Raw genomic sequence first — 18391 nt, forward strand, 5'->3', positions numbered from 1 at the left:
ATTCTCTTTATTTTGCTGCAAAAGCAATTACTGAAATTTTGTCTGATGGTTGTTGTGGAAAGCTGTCTGAGGTAAATAGTTGGTCAAGCAATCCATCAAAAACCGCTATTCCTTTACTGAAAATACCGTGGGTCACATATAGAACGACCTTATGGCAATTTAGGCGACAGAGTTCTTTGGCAATACCAATAAAAGTCGCACCGCCGTCGCAAATGTCATCGGTAATGACCGCTGTTAGGCCTGATAAATCAGTCGCATGTACATGCGTACCTAAAATTTTGCCAGTCACTGGATCACGCTTTTTATCACACTGAACAATAGTGATTGGTTGTTTACGCTCAAGATTAAAAGTGTCTGCAACCATTTGTGTACGTGCTTTCGCCCCTTTGTCTGGGCAAATCAGTACTGTTTTTTCATCTTTTAACAATGTGCTCAGTGTTTCACTCTTTGCGATGATGTCGACTGAACTGACATTCACAACTTCGCTAAAAGAAGTATTTGCAGCGAGTAATGCTGTGGTTACTTCACTATGGCAGTCCCACACAGTGATTTTGCCTTGTTTGCCTGCTTTCTTATCCGCATTGATATTAAGTAGCTTCGTCATCACATCAAGTGAAAATGCTTGGCCTACTGCACAAATACGGTCCTGACGTGCATATGGAAAATACGGAATTTCTAGGTCAACGGTTAAACCCTGAGTCAGCAATATATTTTCAAGTAACAAATAGTCCATCACATCGTGACTTGAGGTCATATTGGCGCGAACCATTACCTTGCCAGATAGTGAACCCAACGTTGTCTCATCAATTTGAACATGACGCTCTCCACCAGAAAACTGCGTGAATTTCACTGGAATTTCATTTCTTGCCGCATCTAAAAGCTGGATAGCCATATCATCCTCTTTTTGTCTGATGACCTTCGATGAATATATAGTGGCATAAAGCCACTATATATTGCAAGTCTAATTTTTAAACTTTTTCCAAAGCCATTTAAGACATAAAATTTGCAGTTTTAGAGCATTTTGAGATTCGATTTTTAAGAGAGATTATTCTTCAAGCAATTGAAATAAAAAATTAATTTACAAAAATCATGACGAACAGAACTATTATTAAAAGTAGCGGATACACCTTTGCCCGCCATAAATCAGGTAGTTTTGAAATAAATTTTTCTGAAAAATATAGTCCGATCCATGTTCCAGCAACCAAGAATAAAACAGCTTCAAACCAGATTAGACCGATAAATCCACTAGGTGCCCATTCAGATTGCCAAATTGACAATACACAATAGGTCAGCGTTGCAGTTAAAGACAAAGGCAGCGTGAGAATGTTTGCGATAGCCGCGGCCTCTGCCATAGAACTACCCCGCCGCCGTAATAAAGGAACCGTCATTACACTGCCACCCACACCTAAAAGTGCTGCAACCCAACCAATAATTCCCCCTTTAATGCGTTCGCTGTTCTGACCATAGTTTTGCTTTTGTCTTGATGCCACCATAAACCCTGGTCGGTAATAACAATCTAGAATGGTTATGAACACATAGCCCATAAATATCCAGCGAAGCCAATTTCCATTAAACAATGAGGCCATTACCGCACCAACAATTCCACCAAGTGCAATACCACCCCATAAAAAGCGGATTTGTTGCCAATCTATATGTCCAGACCGATAATGTCGAAAGGTTGCAAAACTTGCCGAGCAGAGCATGACAAATGCCGAGGTGGCAACTGCAATTTGCATGGCATGTATGCCGACACTGCTTTCATTGCCCCACTTTTGAATAATGACTGTATAAAGCAAAGGCACAGCAACAAAACCGCCGCCAAAACCAAATAACCAAGTGGTGACTCCTGAAAGTAGTCCAAATAAAAATAGCTCATATAGCATCATCATCTTCCTCACGTTTATAGAGGCATGATATAAAATAGCCATATGGCAAACTAACGTAGAAAAGCCATCTTTTTATTTATTTCAGCCAAAAATATATGCGTAATATTCCAATTAATGATGTAGACCATCTACCGCAAGCGGTTTTAGCGTTAGGTTCAGATTATTCTGCTGATACTTTGTTAGATACGCATAGCCATCGCCGTGCACAGTTCTTGTATGCACCCGAAGGCCTCATGAAAGTTGAAACTGAAGATGGACAATGGCTCGTGTTGCCATACAGCGGTGTATGGATACCCTCAGGCAAACCACATCAGGTATGGCTATCTAAGGTCAGTACTTATAGTTTGTATATAGAAGTGAGTAATGCCCCAAGACAGGCAACATATTGCGAGGTTATACAAGTCTCACCTTTGCTACATCAGTTACTCATTCAGGCAAATCAGCTACCTGTTGACTACCAACGTGCAGGCCGTGACGGCGCTCTTATCGATTTGTTGTTATATGAGTTAGAAGCTGCACCAGCCCTACCTCTGTTTATTCCTCTGCCTCACAACACATTACTATCTCAACAATGCGCTGAGTTTATGCAGCATCCTAATATTCATAGCAGCCCTAAAAATTGGGCACATGACCACAATAAAAGTGAGCGGACTTTTCACCGCTGGTTTAAGTCAGAAACTGGCATGTCCTTTCAGGCTTGGCGTAATCGGGTCTGCATCATCTATGCTTTAAATGCCCTAAAAGAAAATATCTCAATTACGGAAATTGCTTTTAGTTTGGGCTATGAACACTCGGCAGCTTTTACCGCAATGTTCAGTAAAATTATGGGTTATCCACCTACCCATTTTCAAAAAAGATTTCATGCACATAATAAAGCGCTATAAAGATTTACTCATGTGAATGGTGTCATACGTATCGATCCATTCTCGTTTAATAACGTCAAATCCTTGGAGCCGCCAAAATTCTTCAGCCGCAGGTAAAAATGGATGGGTATGCAAATACAAAGTAGTAATTTCATTCTTCTGTGCATGGCTAAACAGCATTTTACATAGCATAGTTGCGATGCCATTACGGCGGTATTCAGGCAATACAAACAACTTAACCACTTCCACTGTATTAGATGGCAAATTTAAATCAAAACGATGGTCATACGCCCGATATGCAATAGTGCCAATAATACGGTTTTTATCTTTTACCGTAATAAAGCAACCTAATGGATCATTAACATAATATTGCCCAAAATTTTTTAAATCTTTGGGAACTTGCCCATGATAGATTTCTGGGAATAATAAATGTCTTGTATAAAGTGCAAACTCTACAGCAGATGCATAGTCTGATTTGTCTGCTAGATGATAGTGAAAAGTCATATTTTATTTATAGCCAAGAATGATCAGGGATAACAATGGTTTTGTCTTGAATCATGGCTTCATGAAACTCAACATCGTAGACACTTTTTAAAAACTTAGGATCAGTTATTCGTGTCTTAGACTCAGGCTTAACGACTTCGTGTTGGCGCATGAAAAACAGATGATCTGCAAATAAAAAAGCTAAATTGGGATCATGCATAATCGCAATCACCGTAAAATTTTGCCGCGACAACTGACGCAATTTTTTCATTAAATAAGACTGGTAATAAACATCGAGATGATTGGTTGGTTCATCGAGCAAAATAACTTTTGGGGCTTGTACTAGAATGCGGGCGATCATAACCAATTGCCTTTCACCACCCGATAGCTCGGTATAAGGGCGGTCACGCAAATGCTCAATATCTAAATCAAGCAAAGCTTGATCTACACGTTCCCAGTCTGATTTTGAAGGTCTATATCTGCTAAAAGCGGCACGCCCCGTAATCACTACATCTTTAACCAAAAATGGAAATACGGTTTTATGAAACTGCGGTAAAAAACCGAGTAATGCAGCCCGATCTTTCCCTTTAAAGTCCGATAGTGGTTTTCCTGAGTAGCGAATCAAGCCATCTTTTACGGGCTCTAGGCCCGCCATCAATTTAAAAAGTGTCGATTTTCCGCAACCATTACGCCCTAAAATCACTGAAAACTGATTTTCAGGAAACTCCAGATGAATATTTTTAAGAACCTGTTTGTGCCCATAGGCATAATTTAACTGATCAATTTGAATCATGCCCAATGAGTCCTCTGTGTTTTCATTAATAATAAGAAAAATGGTGCGCCAAGTAACATGGTAAAAATACCAATCGGTATTTCAAACGTTAGTAAAACCCGAGAAAAGTTATCAATCAACAGGAGAAAACTACCGCCCAAAATCATATTGGCAGGAATACTATAGCGGTGATCTGGCCCAACCAACATTCGCACAATATGCGGCATAAATAGCCCATATAAACTAATAATGCCCGCCGCTGCCACAGAAGTTGAGGTACATACAGTCACCAGCGCAATTAAAAGAAGCTGTTCCCAGCGTGGGTTAACACCAACAGCTTGTGCTTCTTCGGCACCAAGTGCCATTAGGTTTAGACGCCAGCGCATCGCAAATAACCCGGCAAGGCCAATACAAATCGGTAGCACGGCGTATTGAACTTTTTGCCAAGACGCCTGATGTAAGTTGCCCATGGTCCATTGCACAATGGCTTGTAATTTAAATGGATCACTTAAGTATTGAATAACTGTAAGTCCTGCCAAAAACAACCCCGAAACAATCATGCCCGATAAAATTACCATCACTAACGACGTCTGGCTTTCATGTTTTTGATGTGCGAATAAATACGTTAAGCCAACAGCGCACACACCAAAAATAAAGGCTGATAGGTTTGGTGAAAGCCAAGTTAAAGAAAGTGCTAAAGCTGCACCAAACGCCGCACCAGATGAAATACCGAGTACATATGAGTCAACTAAAGGATTACGAAACAATGCCTGTAAACCATTTCCCGCAGTTGCTAACGCAGCACCCACCATAAAGGTGAGTAAAATTCTGGGTAATCTGACATTGACCAGAATTTTTTGCATCAGTCCAAATTGTTCCGCATCAAAATACGGTGTACCAAAAACTGCTTGTACACCCCACCGCAAATAGTCCCATGCACTCAAGGTCTGCGTTGGCCCTATGAGCAACGAGATAAAAATCATCACGAACGGTAATGGGTAAAACCAATAATATTTGAACTTTTCCATATTCATTGCACCAACGCTTTGGCAAGGTGCTCACCATACAACTTGGTTAAAATACGCTGTTGTAAAGCACTTACTGATAAATCAGACTGTTCAGGATAAATACTATGATTCAAATAAATCGCCGTAATAATGATTTTGATGGTATGGGGGTTATATATAAATGCAGGACTCAAATTAAATACCTTACGATTTTGTACGGCACTTAAGCCTTGTAATTCTTTTCGTTCATAAATCAGTTTTGGGTTTGTATTCCAAAGCACAATATTGTCGGGGTTCCATTCAATGAGGGTCTCGGGATTTACATTGGGCTGGTTAGCATTGGTTTGAACAATGTTGTAAGCCCCAGCGAGTTCAATAAAGTCATTGGTAATCGACTGACGTCCAGAGGTAGAAAAAATACGTCCTCCTGACCATGCATAGTAAATCGATTGTTTATTTGGCTGACGTGCCGTTTTTGCTGCGACCTCCGCCACAATTTCATCTGAGAAATTTAAAATTTCCTGAGCTCGCTTTTGGGCGCCGCTCAGAACAGCAATTTCTGATAGCTCTTCTTTTACTTGCTGGTAAGTACCTGACTCCATGACATATACAGCAATGCCAAACTGCCGCAACAGGTCAATCGTTTGGGTTTGCCCGCTCCCCAAAATCACCAGATCAGGTTTTAACAATACGAGACTTTCAATATTGGTTGCATTTGCCCCTTGTGAAGGCGCCGCAAGCTGTTTATTGGCAATACGCTTATCTATTTTTGAATAAGCATTAAATAATAAAGGCTGGATGTATACTTCGGCTGGTATACCAATCACTTTGTGACCTTGCCCTAGCATATATAAGCCATCTAAACCCGACTCAAATAGAGAAACTATTCTTTGCGCTGGTTCGGCTACACAAACTTTTGTATTTGTACTATCAAAAACACATATCGAATGGGGTGCTAAGTTTTCTTTAGTTTTTCTACTTTGTTCAGATGAAGAGCATCCACATAGAATGAGTAAAGTGAGTACCGAAGCCAAAAACCTCATTACAGCATCCAACGCACAAATATAGTGCAAAATAAAAAGACGTGTCTATTTGGTGCATTTTTCATATGAAAAAGACACCATAAGAGAGCAAGACGTTTTGAATCATCATTTATAAGTTAGTAAATCAAATGTTGTACTAAAGATAAGAGTAATTAAGCAATAAAAATGCCAAAATTACAAAATAAACTTAATAATCATGCAATTGTAATTTGTATTTTAAAAATCAAAATATAGATAGCCCTATACAAAACCTTTAGAGCATGCATGCTAACCATTCAAATAAAATAATTTTAATATTTAATTTTAATCAAAAAGTTTCATATCTAACATTTCATTTAATAATGAGACTTTAAACTCATAAATTTAAAAAAACAAAACATATTAAGCAAAAATATAATTATTTTTATTTTAAAATTTTTTATTATTAATAAAAACATGTTAAAAACAACATGCTCAATAATTAAGTTTTTCTATAAAATTACAGATTTTAAAATTAAATTTTTTCATTATTAATATTAAATATAAAACTTTAATAAAAACTTCTTTATATGCTAGATTAGATTAAGAATTACCCAACCCAAGGGTAAATTCATACATTACAAATAATCAAATATAAGAATATTAAACATGACAAGGATTTAAAATCATGAAGAGAAATTATTATATTTTAGGAACTCTATTGTGTGGTATGAGCTTAACGACTCATGCTGACTCACTACGAATGAGTGCCACGGAGTTTGCAAAAGATCCAGCCAAAGTAAGCGCATTACAAAAGGGTCTTGAAAAAATGCGAGCAAATAATAATGCTCCCCTTTTATCACCGGAGTTTCGTACAAGCTTTAATTACTGGGCCAATACACATGGCTATTTTGGTACAGGTACACATGCAACAGACAAAGATTATTATGTTAATCAATACCGTATGCCACAGTGTTTGGAGGTATATAGTAAAGCAGTATGTGACAGTTATTATAAGCATATTCAAAATTCACCAGTCCCAAATGATGGCTTTACCGATGAAGTTTGGGGTACATGCCAACATGGCAATCTAAATTTCTTACCTTGGCACCGTATGATGCTTTATTTTTATGAGCGAACAGTACGTAAATATGTTGGGCAAGATTACTCTCTTCCTTATTGGGATTATTACCAAGAAAAAGCTGCTAATGGTAAAGGCTTAGCACTCCCTCAATTGGTCCGAGGTAAACAAGCAGGTACCTTATATGATCAGTTCCGTACACCGGGTTTAAATGCAAATATCAGCGCCATAGATCCAGACAATGCCAGCGCTGCTCAAGCATTTAAATGGGATAACTTCACAGACTTCTCTAACCAATTACAGTCTCAACCCCATGGTGTCATGCACTGTGCAGTCGGTAAAAACTGTGTACTACCAGATATGGGATTTGTACCTATTGCAGGCTTAGACCCCGTATTTTATATGCACCATGCAAATATCGACCGCTTGTGGCAATGTTGGTTAAATAAAAAAGCAAATGGGCAACCCATTACACTTGAATGGGCCAAGAAAAATTTAGGTATGCCAGATAGTTGGTATGACACCCGATATACTTTTGCAGATGAAAACGGCAATAAAGTCACCATGACCATTGCTGATGTATTCACCCCCGGTAAAATCCCAGTGCGGTATACCAATGAAAATGCTTGTAAAGTTGAAGCTACGGTCATGAGTAGTAAAGGTGCTGAAAAAGCAAACCTATTTAAAATGAATCATAAACCAGTCAGCAGTAATAAAAGCATTAAACTTATGGGTGTAACTCAAAAAGTAGCTTTAGCCCCTCAAACTGCAAGTTTCCTAGAGAACTCAAGTCAACTTACTCAAACAAAGCTCTCATCAGGACAAACCTATTTAATATTAGATAATGTCCAAATGATTGGTAATCCAAATCTAACCTATAAAATTTATCTATCTCCAAAAAATAAACCAGACCAAAAAATTTATGTTGCCACAATTAACTACTTCGGTGTGTTAGATCATGACCACGGCGGACACCCAGGTCATATTGGTCAATTGGTCTACCAAGTCAGTGATCAAGTTAAGCAATTGGGAATGGCTGCTGAAGACTTAGAAGTTCAGTTTGTTGCTACTGATTTAACGCTTGATCAAGTGAAAGAAAAAGTAAGCTCTCAAGGCTTGAGTATTTCTCAAGTTCGCTTAGAAACTTCAAAATAATAATTAAGGGAGAGGCCTGATTTTTTCAGGCCTATATTCATTATGAAAATAGCTCATTTAATATTATGCACGCCTCTAACTTTAGTAAGTTGGTGTGTATCAGCAAATGATTCTTCTGAACGTATATTAGAAGACCCACCCGATATGACTGTTGCACGTAAACATGTTGCATTACTTGCTGCACCCAATCCGAAAGTTTCATCAACAAATACGCCGCAAATGCAATCTTCAAATGAAGCATTATTTACTTGGGAAGTTAAAAAAACGAGGAATAGACTTTGGAACCCAGCGACAAATCGTTATGACGAAGTCGTTTTACGTAGTTATCAAGGTACAAATACGCAGCCCAATACGCCTTATATTGCTCCGACGATTGAAGTATTTCCGGGAGAAACCGTACGGGCAAATTTAGATAACCAACTTGATATAGATCCGATTACTCACAAAAAATTTCCTAAAGACCCAAGTTGTACTGGCGATCATTTTGATGTGAACAAACCCCATTGTTTTGATGGCACTAACATGCACACTCACGGTTTATGGATTAACCCAGCAGGAAATAGTGATAACGTTTTAATTTCGATTAATCCGGGTGTTAATTTCCAATATGAATACAACATTCCACCCGATCATCCAGCAGGAACATTTTGGTATCACCCACATCGACATGGTTCAACCGCTATTCAAGTTGCAAGTGGTATGGCGGGAGCTTTAATTATTCGTGGATATCGTCAACCTACCCCCAATAAGACAGGTGATTTAGATTTACTCACTTATGGTTTTAAGGAAAGAACGCTAGTTTTTCAGCAAATCCAATATGCTTGCTATGATGCTAACGGAAATATCGAAACCGATAGTAATGGCAACTATATTTGCCAAAACAATCAAATTGGTGAAATTAGAGATTATCAAGGGTTTGGCCCGGGTGATTGGGGGAAATCAGGCCGATATACGAGTATTAATGGCGAAATACAACCTTTCATTACTCAAGCGGTTGCAGGACAAGTTGAGCGTTGGCGAATGGTACATGCAGGTGTCCGCGACAGTATCAACTTAAGCGTTCGTCAAATGCAAAATATTCCTTCCAAACTCGATTTGACCCCAATGGGTGAAAAGAAATTATTAACTGAGAGTTGTACAGGGCCAATTGTAAGTCAGCATCTTATTGCAGCCGATGGCCTAACCTTTAAACAGGTTATGGATAAAACAGTTACGGTTTTTCAACCGGGTTACCGTTATGATGCATTAATGCAATTCCCGCAAGAAGGCCGTTATTGTCTAATTGATGAAGCGGCGTCAGCTTCGGCTAACGTAGACCGTACATTTTCGCAAAGACGCTTACTGGGTATCATTCAAGTTAATAAAGCCACTTCAACACCTCAGTCTTTAACAACGGCGTTAAGCAATAATGCAGCACGCAATATTGCCCCAGATATGCGTCCTGCTGTGTTTCAAGATTTACAACAAAATCTGAAATTCAGTCATTTTGTTCCTCATCAGGACTTACCAACTACACCGTATAAACAATTTTTAGAATTTAATATTGATACAAATGCTGATCCAGTTCAGTTTCAGGTGAATGGAAAACCATATCAACCAGATCGAATTGACCGTACGCTCGAGTTAGGCAAAACAGATGAATGGATACTCACCTCTAAATTAGCCAGCCACCCTTTTCATATTCATGTAAACCCATTTCAAGTCGTGGCAGTGTATGACCCTAACGGTAAAGATGTCAGTGATATAAACGCCGTGGATGACTATGACAAAACAGCTGCCCCTGACCCACAATATCGCGGTCTAAAAGGGACATGGAAAGATACTATCTGGGTTAAAAACGTACAAGGAGCCAGTTATAAAGTCATTGTTAGAACCAAGTACGAACGCTACATCGGTGACTTTGTATTGCACTGCCATATTTTAGATCATGAAGATCAAGGCATGATGCAAAATATTCGAATAAGTCTTTCAGATGGAAATGGTGGTATTTCCCAAGGCCATCATTAATTTCGGACTATAATACAATTTTATTCTAATAAAACCGTTTATCCTAAAATAAGCGGTTTTTAACATATTAATTCTGATATTTGGATATCTTCTGTTCTTGTAGAAGAATGTACGATAAAAAATCTAGATTATTTAAATAATAAGTTGTTTCATTATTAAATATGTCATGTAAATAAGATCTTAAGGCGTAAGTGAAAAATATATAATTTACCAAGTAATAAAAACCATTTAATTATCAAACCAAACAATATGCCTAAGAGCTACTCAAATAATTTAATACTGGTTACAGCTCAATCAGCATCAAGATAAATAAGTCGTTATAATCCGCCCACCACCTGACAAACACTCTTTTCTGATGCTGACCCAATCATCCTTCTGGCGTAGTCTTTACCGTTTAATTCATATTTATGCTGGTATTTTTATTGCGCCATTTATCTTGTTCGCAGCAATCACTGGTTTACTCTATGCAATTACGCCTCAAATAGAGCAAGCGATTTATAAAGATGTTCTATATGTTGAGTCACTGAAGCAACCGCCACATATGCTGAGCCAGCAAATTGAAGCTGCAAAGCAAGTAATGCCTAAGTCTGCACAGGTGATTGAAGTTAGACCAGCCCCAAGTGCTGACCAAACAACTCGTGTAATTTTCTCAGATCCTATACATGATTTTACGAGTGAAGCCGTTTTTATTGATCCTTTTACACTTCAAGCTAAAGGCCATCTAGCGGTTTATGGTACCAGTGGGGTTCTGCCATTTCGAACTACACTCGACCAGTTACATAGCAATTTATTACTAGGAAAGTGGGGTCGCTTTTATAGTGAACTTGCTGCAAGCTGGTTAGCCATTTTGACTTTAACTGGACTTTATAATTGGTGGAAACGTCGCCAAAATCTTAAAATCAGACAGACACAAAAAAATAGATTACTGAAATGGCATAGCACGTTGGGTTTAGCGTTATTCCCTCTCTTATTAATAATCGCCATTACAGGTCTTACATGGTCTGAATGGGCTGGAGATAATATTCGGATTGCTCGTCAATGGCTTAACTGGCAAACCCCAACATTGGCAACTTCACTTCAAGAAGATAATTTACCTACAGTGATGCACCATGAGCATCACGAGATGCCACATAGTGAAAACCTGAATTTAAATATTATTTCAAGTGAGTACGATAGCGCTCTTTCAATAGCCAGAGCACATGGCATTGATGCAGCACAAATACAAATCAAACCACCGACCAGTGGAAATCAAGCTTGGACGATAGCCGAGATTCAGCGTAAATGGCCAACTCAAGCAGACAGTATCGCAATTGATATGGAACAACATAAAGTCATCGATCAACTTGCGTTTAAAGACTATTCACTGGTGGCAAAGCTCACTCGTTGGGGAGTTGATGCGCATATTGGTGTTTTATTTGGCTGGATAAATCAATTGGTACTGGCACTTTATGCTTTCGTGCTGTGCATTATGATTGTTTATGCATATAGGGCTGCGTTTAAAAACTCGAATTTAAAACTCATGACGAGTCACTTTGTTGGTCAAAGCTTATTAGTTTGGAACCGTGCAACTGGCTCACAAAAAATAGGGTTAATATTGGTGGGTCTCGTGCTAGGGCTAAGCTTACCTGTTTTTGGTTTCAGTATTTTATTTACGCTATTTATCTTTGCTATGCGTAAATACATTCCTTCTAAATCATAACACTCACATTGGTATTAAACCTTTGAGCTGTGCACACTACGCATAGTATGCACAGCCGAAAATGACTACAAAATTAATCTTCAGACAGTGTTTTCATATCAATCACAAAACGATACTTCACGTCGCTCTTTAGCATACGTTCAAAAGCTTCATTAATGTTTTGCATATCAATCATCTCTACTTCAGACACAATATTATGCTCACCACAAAAATCGAGTAGCTCCTGTGTTTCCTTAATTCCACCAATCACTGAACCTGCAATTGATTTTCTTCCTAAAATCATAGGTACTGAATTTGCGCTGATTTCACCTAAATAACCAACTAACACAATCGTTCCATTTAAAGCTAACGTTGGAATATAAGGCTTCAAGTCATGGTTATAAGGCACGGTATCAATAATTAAATCAAATTGATTTAACACTGATTTCATTTGAGCTTCATCTGTTGATAACACAACATGATGTGCACCGAGTTGTTTTGCATCCTGTTCTTTATTTGCTGAGCGGGTAAATAATGTCACTTCAGCACCTAGAGCATTAGCAAGTTTAATCGCCATGTGTCCTAAACCACCTAAACCAACTACAGCGACTTTACTGCCCTTTCCAACATTCCAATGACGCAGCGGTGACCAAGTCGTAATACCAGCACACAGTAATGGTGGTACAGCTTGGGCATCCAGATTTTCTGGTACTTTTAATACAAAATCTTGGCTACACGTAATGCTTTGTGAATATCCACCATAGGTTGGTCGTTGATCATGGCGATCGACACTGCCATAAGTCTGGATGTTACCTTCCTCACAATATTGCTCTAGCCCTGAATGACAAGCAGAACAAGTACGGCATGAATCGACCATACAGCCAATACCCACTAAATCACCGACCTTATATTTTGTGACTTTAGGACCAATTGAGGTGACGCGCCCTACAATTTCATGGCCCGGAACGATCGGATAAGCACTAAATCCCCAATCATTTTTAGCTTGATGTAGATCGGAATGACAAACACCACAATATTCAATTTGAATGACAACATCATCTTCACGTGGGGTTCTACGTTCAAACTTAAACGGAACTAAAGGAGTTTCTGATGACAGCGCGGCATAACCTAAAACTTCAATTGTCATATTTTTTCTCTCATGTTTAATGTTTAAATAAAGACGATTTCTTCGCTGGACATTCATTGATGGCTATAGATTTTGAAAATCCATAAATAGGTTTTTGGAACGTTCTGGTTCACTAAGTTCCAACTCATCGACTTTGTGCCATGTTGATCAGTATAAAAATGAAAATCGTAAGCCGTTGTTCTATTCCTCTCACAGATTTGCCTAATCCTCCGAATTGTTGCACTTCTCACTATTTTTCTTATTTGAAATGCCTACAATAAAAATACAGAGGGTAATCGGTGGAATCTGAATGGCGAATAGGTCTTCTCTAGACAGTAATCAAGAATTAGCTCAACTTGTCGATCAATGGACCCGAGAAAAAGGTACATTCGAAACAGCTATTACGGGGCTGACTTTATATCGTGCAGAAACATTGACCCAACCAAGTAGCAGCATGATGGATGCAAGTCTATGTATGATCGCTCAAGGTAAAAAACAGGTGATTCTTAGCGAAGAAACCTATACCTATGACTCTAACCATTTCCTTTTTACTGCAATTGACCTGCCTGTAATTGCTCAAGTTCTTGAAGCTTCAGTTGAAAGACCTTATCTTTCGATAGTGCTACGGCTAGACCCGTATGTACTCGCCCAAATCATGCTTGAAGCCCACATACCTTTTAAAGACGTAAATACTGAGAAAAAAGGAATGGCTGTTGGAGTAGTCAATTCAGAGCTGAATGATGCTTTTATACGGTTAATAAAACTACTGGATACACCACAAGACATCCCCATCTTGTCTCCTCTTATTATTAAGGAAATTTTTTATCGTTTATTGATAAGCCCACAAGGCGATCGACTTAAACGCATTGTGGCGGCTGGAACTACCGGCCATCGAATTGTGAAAGCGATTGAATGGCTGAAAACAAATTTTGCAAAATCCTTTAGCGTTGAAGAACTGGCAAGCACAATGGGTATGAGTGCTTCAAGTTTTCATCAACATTTTAGAGATATCACTTCAATGAGTCCCTTACAGTATCAAAAGAGAATGAAGTTAACCGAAGCACGGCGTTTATTAATGACCGAAGAATATGATATTTCAACGACCAGTATTCAAGTCGGTTATGAAAGTTTGTCGCAATTTTCCCGAGAATATAAACGTTTTTTTGGGGTTTCTCCGTCAGTAGATATTAAGAATATATAAAAAAAGCCCTTAATATTTAGGGCTTTTTTTATAGCAGCTTATTACTGAGGAATAATATTCACAGCACTTGGACCTTTTGTCCTTGAACGATATTAAATACTTTTTTTAATATTTATATTTTTCATAAATAGATCAACAGCATATTCAACCCAAGTACTAATTTCATTCTCTGATATTAAATAATCAGGATGTGTCAAACATTTTAGATGAGCATCACTTCTTAATAGCGATAAAAATATATTCGCAGCAACTTCTGAAGAAGAGCTTAATTCAATTTCGCCCTGTTTAACGGATTTTTCTAGATATCCTGCAATGATATTTGCTAGACGCTGTGGACCCAATTCAAAGAATTTTTCAGATAACTCAGGGAATCTTACAGCTTCTGCAATACAAACCCTAAAAAAAGCCAATCCTGAATGCGACAATATGAAACACAGATAGGTTTTCCCAATCTCGGTTAAAGCTGAGCGTAAATTTTCAGCTTTTGTCTCGACTAAAATGATTTGCTCTTGCATGTTCCTGCATTGACGTTCAATGACGGCAGCAAACATTGCTTCTTTATTTTTATAGCACCCATACATCGTTGCTTTTGAAACACCCGCTTCCTTTTGAATCATGTCTGTCGTTGTTCCACTAAAACCGTGAATCAAAAAAAACTTGGTTGCTGCATCCAGAATTTTTTGATCTTTTTCATTAGCTTTAGTTGAAACTGACATATTGACCTTATAAAAATTTTAGCGATTTCGTTCTAAGTGTAACTCATCGAAAAGTTCAAAATCGAGAATTGACGGAAATTTAATTAGAGAGTAGAGTACCGATCGGTACAGTACAGTAAATATCTACTCCTTGCAATGAATGGATGTTTAAGATTTAAGGTAAAAAATGAATACAAAGCCACTCATCGGTTTAGCAGGTGCAATATTTGCTGCAATGACTGTTGAATTTAATAACCGAATCACGAGCATTACCTTAGTCGACATTCGGGGTGCGATGGGAATTAGTGTTGACTCTGGTTATTGGGTTAATAGTATTTACGCGAGTGCCATGATTATTGGCATGATTCTGTCTACCAGTTGGGCAGTCATTTTTTCTATGCGCAGAGTTCTGCTTTTTGCCATAGGACTTTGCCTCTTTTCTAGCGTTTTAATTCCTTTCAGTCCAAATATCGAAATCTTTTATTTATTGCGTGGCTTACAAGGGCTTGCTAATGGTCTAACCATTCCTTTGCTCATGGCCTGTGCGCTTAGATTTTTAGGACCTAACATTCGGCTATGGGGTCTCGCCTGCTACGCATTAACTGCAACATTCTTTCCCAACTTAAGTGCCGCACTCTCTGCATTTTATTTAGATGTAATTGGCTGGAAAATGATATTTTTCCAAACCATTCCTTTTTGTGCGCTAAGTGCTGCACTGGTGTACTTTGGGATTTCCCAAGATCCATTGAATTATTCAAGAATAAAAACTTACGATTGGATGGGTGCCATTTTAGCGATTATTAGCTTAGCCAGCCTGAGCACCATGTTGTTGCATGGCAACCATTTAGACTGGTTCCATTCTCAATTAATTTGTGTATTAGCCTTAATTAGTTCAATTACTTTACCTTGGTTTTTCATACATGAATGGCGTTATCCGTCACCACTAATTAAACCGCAAATGCTCGAAATCCGAAATTTTGCCTACGCCGTTATTGCCCTGTTTTGTTTTGTGATTATTGGTATGTCCACCAGCACATTACCACTAAATTACTTAAGTGCTGTGCATGGCTATAAGCCCACTCAGACCATGTGGATTGGCTTACAAATTGCGGCATTGCAATTTATCTATATTCCTATTGTTGTGAAGCTTTTAAACCAAGCTTGGGTGGATAGTCGATATGTACACGGGTTTGGTTTACTTCTGGTCATTGCTGGTTGCCTAGGTGCAAGTCAACTTGATACCACATGGAATCAAGATCAATTTTATTTTTGGCATGCAATCTCATGTTTGGGACAAACCTGTGTCGTGCTCTCTCTCTTAATGATGGGAACAAACAGCGTTCACCCAACCATGGCAATTTATGCATCACCAATGATTAACACCCCGCGTGCGATTAGTGGTGTACTGGGTGTTTGTATTTTGGATTGGATCAATCGAGTGCGTGGCGAATACCATTCAACACGGCTGATTGAAAATACCGCCCAACATGTTTTCCAAAATATTCAAGGCCCTGTTATTAATCCACTTACTCCCCCTGTGCTTAACGCAAATGGTGCAGATCGTGTTTCAGGTGGTTTATCTGCCCTAAATTCTGCGATTCAAGCGCAACAATCCGTTTTAGTTATTAGCGATCAATATCTCATCTTAGCTGGCCTTACCGCTATTTTGTTCATTGTGATGTTGATTTTGCCAGTTCGAACTTATCCGCCACGTATTGCTCTCATTAAGTTAATGAATAGTCATAACTCAGGAAAATCTTTATGAGTACTCTCGAAGCCCAAGATACTACCCACACCGAACCACCTAAGTTAACAAAGGTGCAATATCTCAAAAAGCATTGGGTTATGGTTATTGCGTTCATTATTGTCTTAGCTTCTATTTTGTGGGTTTTAAAACTTATATTTTTACCATCTTCGACTATTGAAACAGACGATGCGCGTGTGGATGTAGAGTACTCAACGATTGCCCCTAAAGTATCTGGCAATATTGAAGAAATTTATATTAAAGACTATCAGACCGTAAAAAAAGGCCAACTTTTAGCAAGGATTGATGCACGCGATTATCAAGCTGCTTTGGCTGAAGCTGAATCTAATTATGCAAAAGCACAAGCTGACGTGAGTGAAGCAATGCTCGCAGTTGATAGACAACCGACTGTTATTCGAGAAACTGAAGCGCAGCTGAGAAAAGTAGAAGCTGGAATTAAACTCACGAAAGACAACACGGCGCGTTATGAGCAACTACAGGCACTTGGGGCGGAGTCTAGATTAATTACACAGCAATCTAAGACTACATTGACTGAACAATATGCTGACTTAGACAGCAATAAAGAAAAAGTGATTGATGCACAATTTCAGCTCAACCAATATAAGATTCAGGTACAAGCCAAACAGGCTGCCCTTAAGCAAGCACAAGCGGCACTTGATAAAGCAAAACTTAATTTGAGTTATACAGAGGTTCGCGCTCCTATTGATGGCATGATTGGTCAAAAGTCAGCTAACGTAGGTAACTTTGTGAGCGCTGGTAATCCACTCATGGTGGTTGTACCTTTAGACCAAGTCTATGTAGAAGCAAACTTCCGTGAAATTGAGTTAAAACAAATAAAAATTGGACAACCTGTTAATGTCTATGTAGATGCTTATAACGTTGAGCTAAAAGGCGTGGTAGATAGTTTCTCTCCATCTACTGGTGCATTTTTCTCTCCGATCTCTGCGACCAATGCAACTGGTAATTTTACCAAGATTGTTCAGCGTCTACCTTTACGAATCAAGCTCCTTGAAAATCAAAAAGACGTTAAATTATTACGCCCTGGTTTATCGGTTTTAGTATCAATAGATACGAATAAATAGATAGTCTAGATTTCAAAATATGAGAGAAAAAGAGACCACTTACGGTCTCTTTTTTAATGATGAGTTTTAAAAAGTCTTTAAAACTTTTTAGTGTAGTTTACAAACAGACGATCTTCGCCAAAATCATTGCCATGTTTAACGTTGTAATCAATACGAATATATTGCAGGGCCACGCCTTTTAAGAACGGCTGCTGAAACGCATAATTTAAAATCACATTCGACTCAGTTTCATGGTTTTTCTCGGCATTGGCTGCTTTAAAGTCATGGCCGTAAACATATTTCACCATCGCATTTAGGCCTGGTACATAGTCTTTAAAGTCGTAGCCGTACATGACATGGTAAGACTTTTCATCCTCTTTAAAGAAACCTGTTGCATTCCAGTTAATGAAGTAGGTCTCTGGCAAAAAGCCGTCTGGTAAGGGGTATGCCGATTCACCCATAATTTGCTGGTAGCCCAAGCCAAAGGTATGATTTTTTACTTTGAGTGTTTCTAGTACTCCAATGTTTTGTGCATCAATATCAAAAGTATTGCCGTCATCTTTTGCATTGAAATATTTAAACTTAGAAGTAAGCGCAAAATTAGGTTGTT

At 38.5% G+C, this 18391-nt stretch carries 16 protein-coding genes; 7 read left to right on the forward strand and 9 right to left on the reverse strand.

Translation table 11 applies throughout. The annotated features are described in order from the left end of the window. Positions 1 to 7: 7 nt before the first annotated feature. Both ODQ17_RS02155 and ODQ17_RS02160 read right to left on the reverse strand, forming a co-directional pair. Positions 8 to 892, reverse strand: a complete 885-nt coding sequence (locus tag ODQ17_RS02155) for a phosphoribosyltransferase family protein (RefSeq protein WP_322901448.1) — start codon at positions 890 to 892, stop codon at positions 8 to 10. Positions 893 to 1073: 181 nt separating this feature from the next. Beyond that, positions 1074 to 1883, reverse strand: a complete 810-nt coding sequence (locus tag ODQ17_RS02160) for a sulfite exporter TauE/SafE family protein (protein WP_322901493.1) — start codon at positions 1881 to 1883, stop codon at positions 1074 to 1076. A gap of 98 nt (positions 1884 to 1981) precedes the next feature. Here ODQ17_RS02160 and ODQ17_RS02165 point away from each other — a divergent pair, with 98 nt between their 5' ends. Then, entirely contained in the window at positions 1982 to 2770 is a 789-nt protein-coding gene (locus ODQ17_RS02165; protein ID WP_322901449.1) for an AraC family transcriptional regulator, read from the forward strand. Here ODQ17_RS02165 and ODQ17_RS02170 read toward each other — a convergent pair. From ODQ17_RS02170 to ODQ17_RS02185, 4 genes are read right to left on the reverse strand one after another with little or no spacing between them, the layout of a single operon-like run. Continuing rightward, positions 2765 to 3253 (reverse strand): GNAT family N-acetyltransferase, encoded by a 489-nt coding sequence (locus tag ODQ17_RS02170; protein WP_322901451.1) that lies wholly within the window; start codon positions 3251 to 3253, stop codon positions 2765 to 2767. The two genes, ODQ17_RS02165 and ODQ17_RS02170, sit on opposite strands and share 6 nt — an antisense overlap. Positions 3254 to 3260: 7 nt before the next feature. Then, positions 3261 to 4025, reverse strand: coding sequence for an ABC transporter ATP-binding protein (locus tag ODQ17_RS02175; RefSeq protein ID WP_000614440.1), 765 nt, complete (start codon positions 4023 to 4025; stop codon positions 3261 to 3263). Further along, the gene (locus tag ODQ17_RS02180; RefSeq protein ID WP_322901453.1) at positions 4022 to 5032 is read right to left on the reverse strand and encodes a FecCD family ABC transporter permease; all 1011 of its coding nucleotides are present in this window, start codon (positions 5030 to 5032) and stop codon (positions 4022 to 4024) included. The genes ODQ17_RS02175 and ODQ17_RS02180 overlap by 4 nt, the downstream gene beginning before the upstream one ends. A gap of 2 nt (positions 5033 to 5034) precedes the next feature. Continuing rightward, positions 5035 to 6054 (reverse strand): ABC transporter substrate-binding protein, encoded by a 1020-nt coding sequence (locus ODQ17_RS02185; RefSeq protein ID WP_322901454.1) that lies wholly within the window; start codon positions 6052 to 6054, stop codon positions 5035 to 5037. A gap of 646 nt (positions 6055 to 6700) precedes the next feature. Between ODQ17_RS02185 and ODQ17_RS02190 the strand changes: the two genes are divergently transcribed. The 3 genes from ODQ17_RS02190 (at position 6701) to ODQ17_RS02200 (ending at position 11954) form a co-directional block, all read left to right on the forward strand. Beyond that, positions 6701 to 8248, forward strand: a complete 1548-nt coding sequence (locus ODQ17_RS02190; protein WP_322901456.1) for a tyrosinase family protein — start codon at positions 6701 to 6703, stop codon at positions 8246 to 8248. A gap of 42 nt (positions 8249 to 8290) precedes the next feature. Next, a complete protein-coding gene (locus ODQ17_RS02195; RefSeq protein ID WP_322901457.1) occupies positions 8291 to 10255 on the forward strand; it encodes a multicopper oxidase family protein in 1965 nt (654 codons plus the stop codon). Positions 10256 to 10610: 355 nt separating this feature from the next. Continuing rightward, the gene (locus ODQ17_RS02200; protein WP_322901459.1) at positions 10611 to 11954 is read left to right on the forward strand and encodes a PepSY-associated TM helix domain-containing protein; all 1344 of its coding nucleotides are present in this window, start codon (positions 10611 to 10613) and stop codon (positions 11952 to 11954) included. A 73-nt stretch (positions 11955 to 12027) separates the two neighbouring features. On the opposite strand, the gene ODQ17_RS02205 is transcribed toward ODQ17_RS02200, so the two are convergent. Continuing rightward, a complete protein-coding gene (locus ODQ17_RS02205; RefSeq protein WP_151822316.1) occupies positions 12028 to 13080 on the reverse strand; it encodes an NAD(P)-dependent alcohol dehydrogenase in 1053 nt (350 codons plus the stop codon). Between the two features lie 289 nt (positions 13081 to 13369). Between ODQ17_RS02205 and ODQ17_RS02210 the strand changes: the two genes are divergently transcribed. Next, on the forward strand, positions 13370 to 14260 hold the full coding sequence (locus ODQ17_RS02210; protein WP_322901461.1) for an AraC family transcriptional regulator: 891 nt from the start codon (positions 13370 to 13372) through the stop codon (positions 14258 to 14260). Between the two features lie 92 nt (positions 14261 to 14352). Here ODQ17_RS02210 and ODQ17_RS02215 read toward each other — a convergent pair whose 3' ends face one another. Further along, positions 14353 to 14976 carry a TetR/AcrR family transcriptional regulator gene (locus ODQ17_RS02215; protein WP_322901463.1) on the reverse strand — a complete coding sequence of 208 codons (624 nt, stop codon included), beginning with the start codon at positions 14974 to 14976 and terminating at the stop codon, positions 14353 to 14355. 166 nt (positions 14977 to 15142) lie between these two features. Here ODQ17_RS02215 and ODQ17_RS02220 point away from each other — a divergent pair, with 166 nt between their 5' ends. Together ODQ17_RS02220 and ODQ17_RS02225 are read left to right on the forward strand one after the other, a co-directional pair. Beyond that, the gene (locus tag ODQ17_RS02220; RefSeq protein ID WP_322901465.1) at positions 15143 to 16720 is read left to right on the forward strand and encodes an MFS transporter; all 1578 of its coding nucleotides are present in this window, start codon (positions 15143 to 15145) and stop codon (positions 16718 to 16720) included. Beyond that, positions 16717 to 17802, forward strand: coding sequence for an HlyD family secretion protein (locus ODQ17_RS02225; protein WP_322901466.1), 1086 nt, complete (start codon positions 16717 to 16719; stop codon positions 17800 to 17802). The genes ODQ17_RS02220 and ODQ17_RS02225 overlap by 4 nt, the downstream gene beginning before the upstream one ends. A gap of 77 nt (positions 17803 to 17879) precedes the next feature. On the opposite strand, the gene ODQ17_RS02230 is transcribed toward ODQ17_RS02225, so the two are convergent. Continuing rightward, positions 17880 to 18391 (reverse strand): OprD family outer membrane porin (locus ODQ17_RS02230; RefSeq protein ID WP_322901468.1); only part of this gene is annotated, 512 nt, incomplete at its 5' end.

It is taken from the genome of Acinetobacter sp. IRS14 (genome assembly GCF_034650275.1).
Taxonomy (GTDB): domain Bacteria; phylum Pseudomonadota; class Gammaproteobacteria; order Pseudomonadales; family Moraxellaceae; genus Acinetobacter; species Acinetobacter oleivorans.

Excerpts from the sequence above, each read along its gene's own strand:
- ODQ17_RS02215 (WP_322901463.1), bottom strand. The coding sequence starts at position 14,976 with ATGTCAGTTTCAACTAAAGCTAATGAAAAAGATCAAAAAATTCTGGAT.
- ODQ17_RS02185 (WP_322901454.1), bottom strand. The coding sequence starts at position 6,054 with ATGAGGTTTTTGGCTTCGGTACTCACTTTACTCATTCTATGTGGATGC.
- ODQ17_RS02160 (WP_322901493.1), bottom strand. The coding sequence starts at position 1,883 with ATGCTATATGAGCTATTTTTATTTGGACTACTTTCAGGAGTCACCACT.
- ODQ17_RS02205 (WP_151822316.1), bottom strand. The coding sequence starts at position 13,080 with ATGACAATTGAAGTTTTAGGTTATGCCGCGCTGTCATCAGAAACTCCT.
- ODQ17_RS02220 (WP_322901465.1), top strand. The coding sequence starts at position 15,143 with ATGAATACAAAGCCACTCATCGGTTTAGCAGGTGCAATATTTGCTGCA.
- ODQ17_RS02180 (WP_322901453.1), bottom strand. The coding sequence starts at position 5,032 with ATGGAAAAGTTCAAATATTATTGGTTTTACCCATTACCGTTCGTGATG.
- ODQ17_RS02195 (WP_322901457.1), top strand. The coding sequence starts at position 8,291 with ATGAAAATAGCTCATTTAATATTATGCACGCCTCTAACTTTAGTAAGT.
- ODQ17_RS02200 (WP_322901459.1), top strand. The coding sequence starts at position 10,611 with ATGCTGACCCAATCATCCTTCTGGCGTAGTCTTTACCGTTTAATTCAT.
- ODQ17_RS02155 (WP_322901448.1), bottom strand. The coding sequence starts at position 892 with ATGGCTATCCAGCTTTTAGATGCGGCAAGAAATGAAATTCCAGTGAAA.
- ODQ17_RS02190 (WP_322901456.1), top strand. The coding sequence starts at position 6,701 with ATGAAGAGAAATTATTATATTTTAGGAACTCTATTGTGTGGTATGAGC.
- ODQ17_RS02225 (WP_322901466.1), top strand. The coding sequence starts at position 16,717 with ATGAGTACTCTCGAAGCCCAAGATACTACCCACACCGAACCACCTAAG.
- ODQ17_RS02210 (WP_322901461.1), top strand. The coding sequence starts at position 13,370 with ATGGCGAATAGGTCTTCTCTAGACAGTAATCAAGAATTAGCTCAACTT.
- ODQ17_RS02165 (WP_322901449.1), top strand. The coding sequence starts at position 1,982 with ATGCGTAATATTCCAATTAATGATGTAGACCATCTACCGCAAGCGGTT.
- ODQ17_RS02170 (WP_322901451.1), bottom strand. The coding sequence starts at position 3,253 with ATGACTTTTCACTATCATCTAGCAGACAAATCAGACTATGCATCTGCT.
- ODQ17_RS02175 (WP_000614440.1), bottom strand. The coding sequence starts at position 4,025 with ATGATTCAAATTGATCAGTTAAATTATGCCTATGGGCACAAACAGGTT.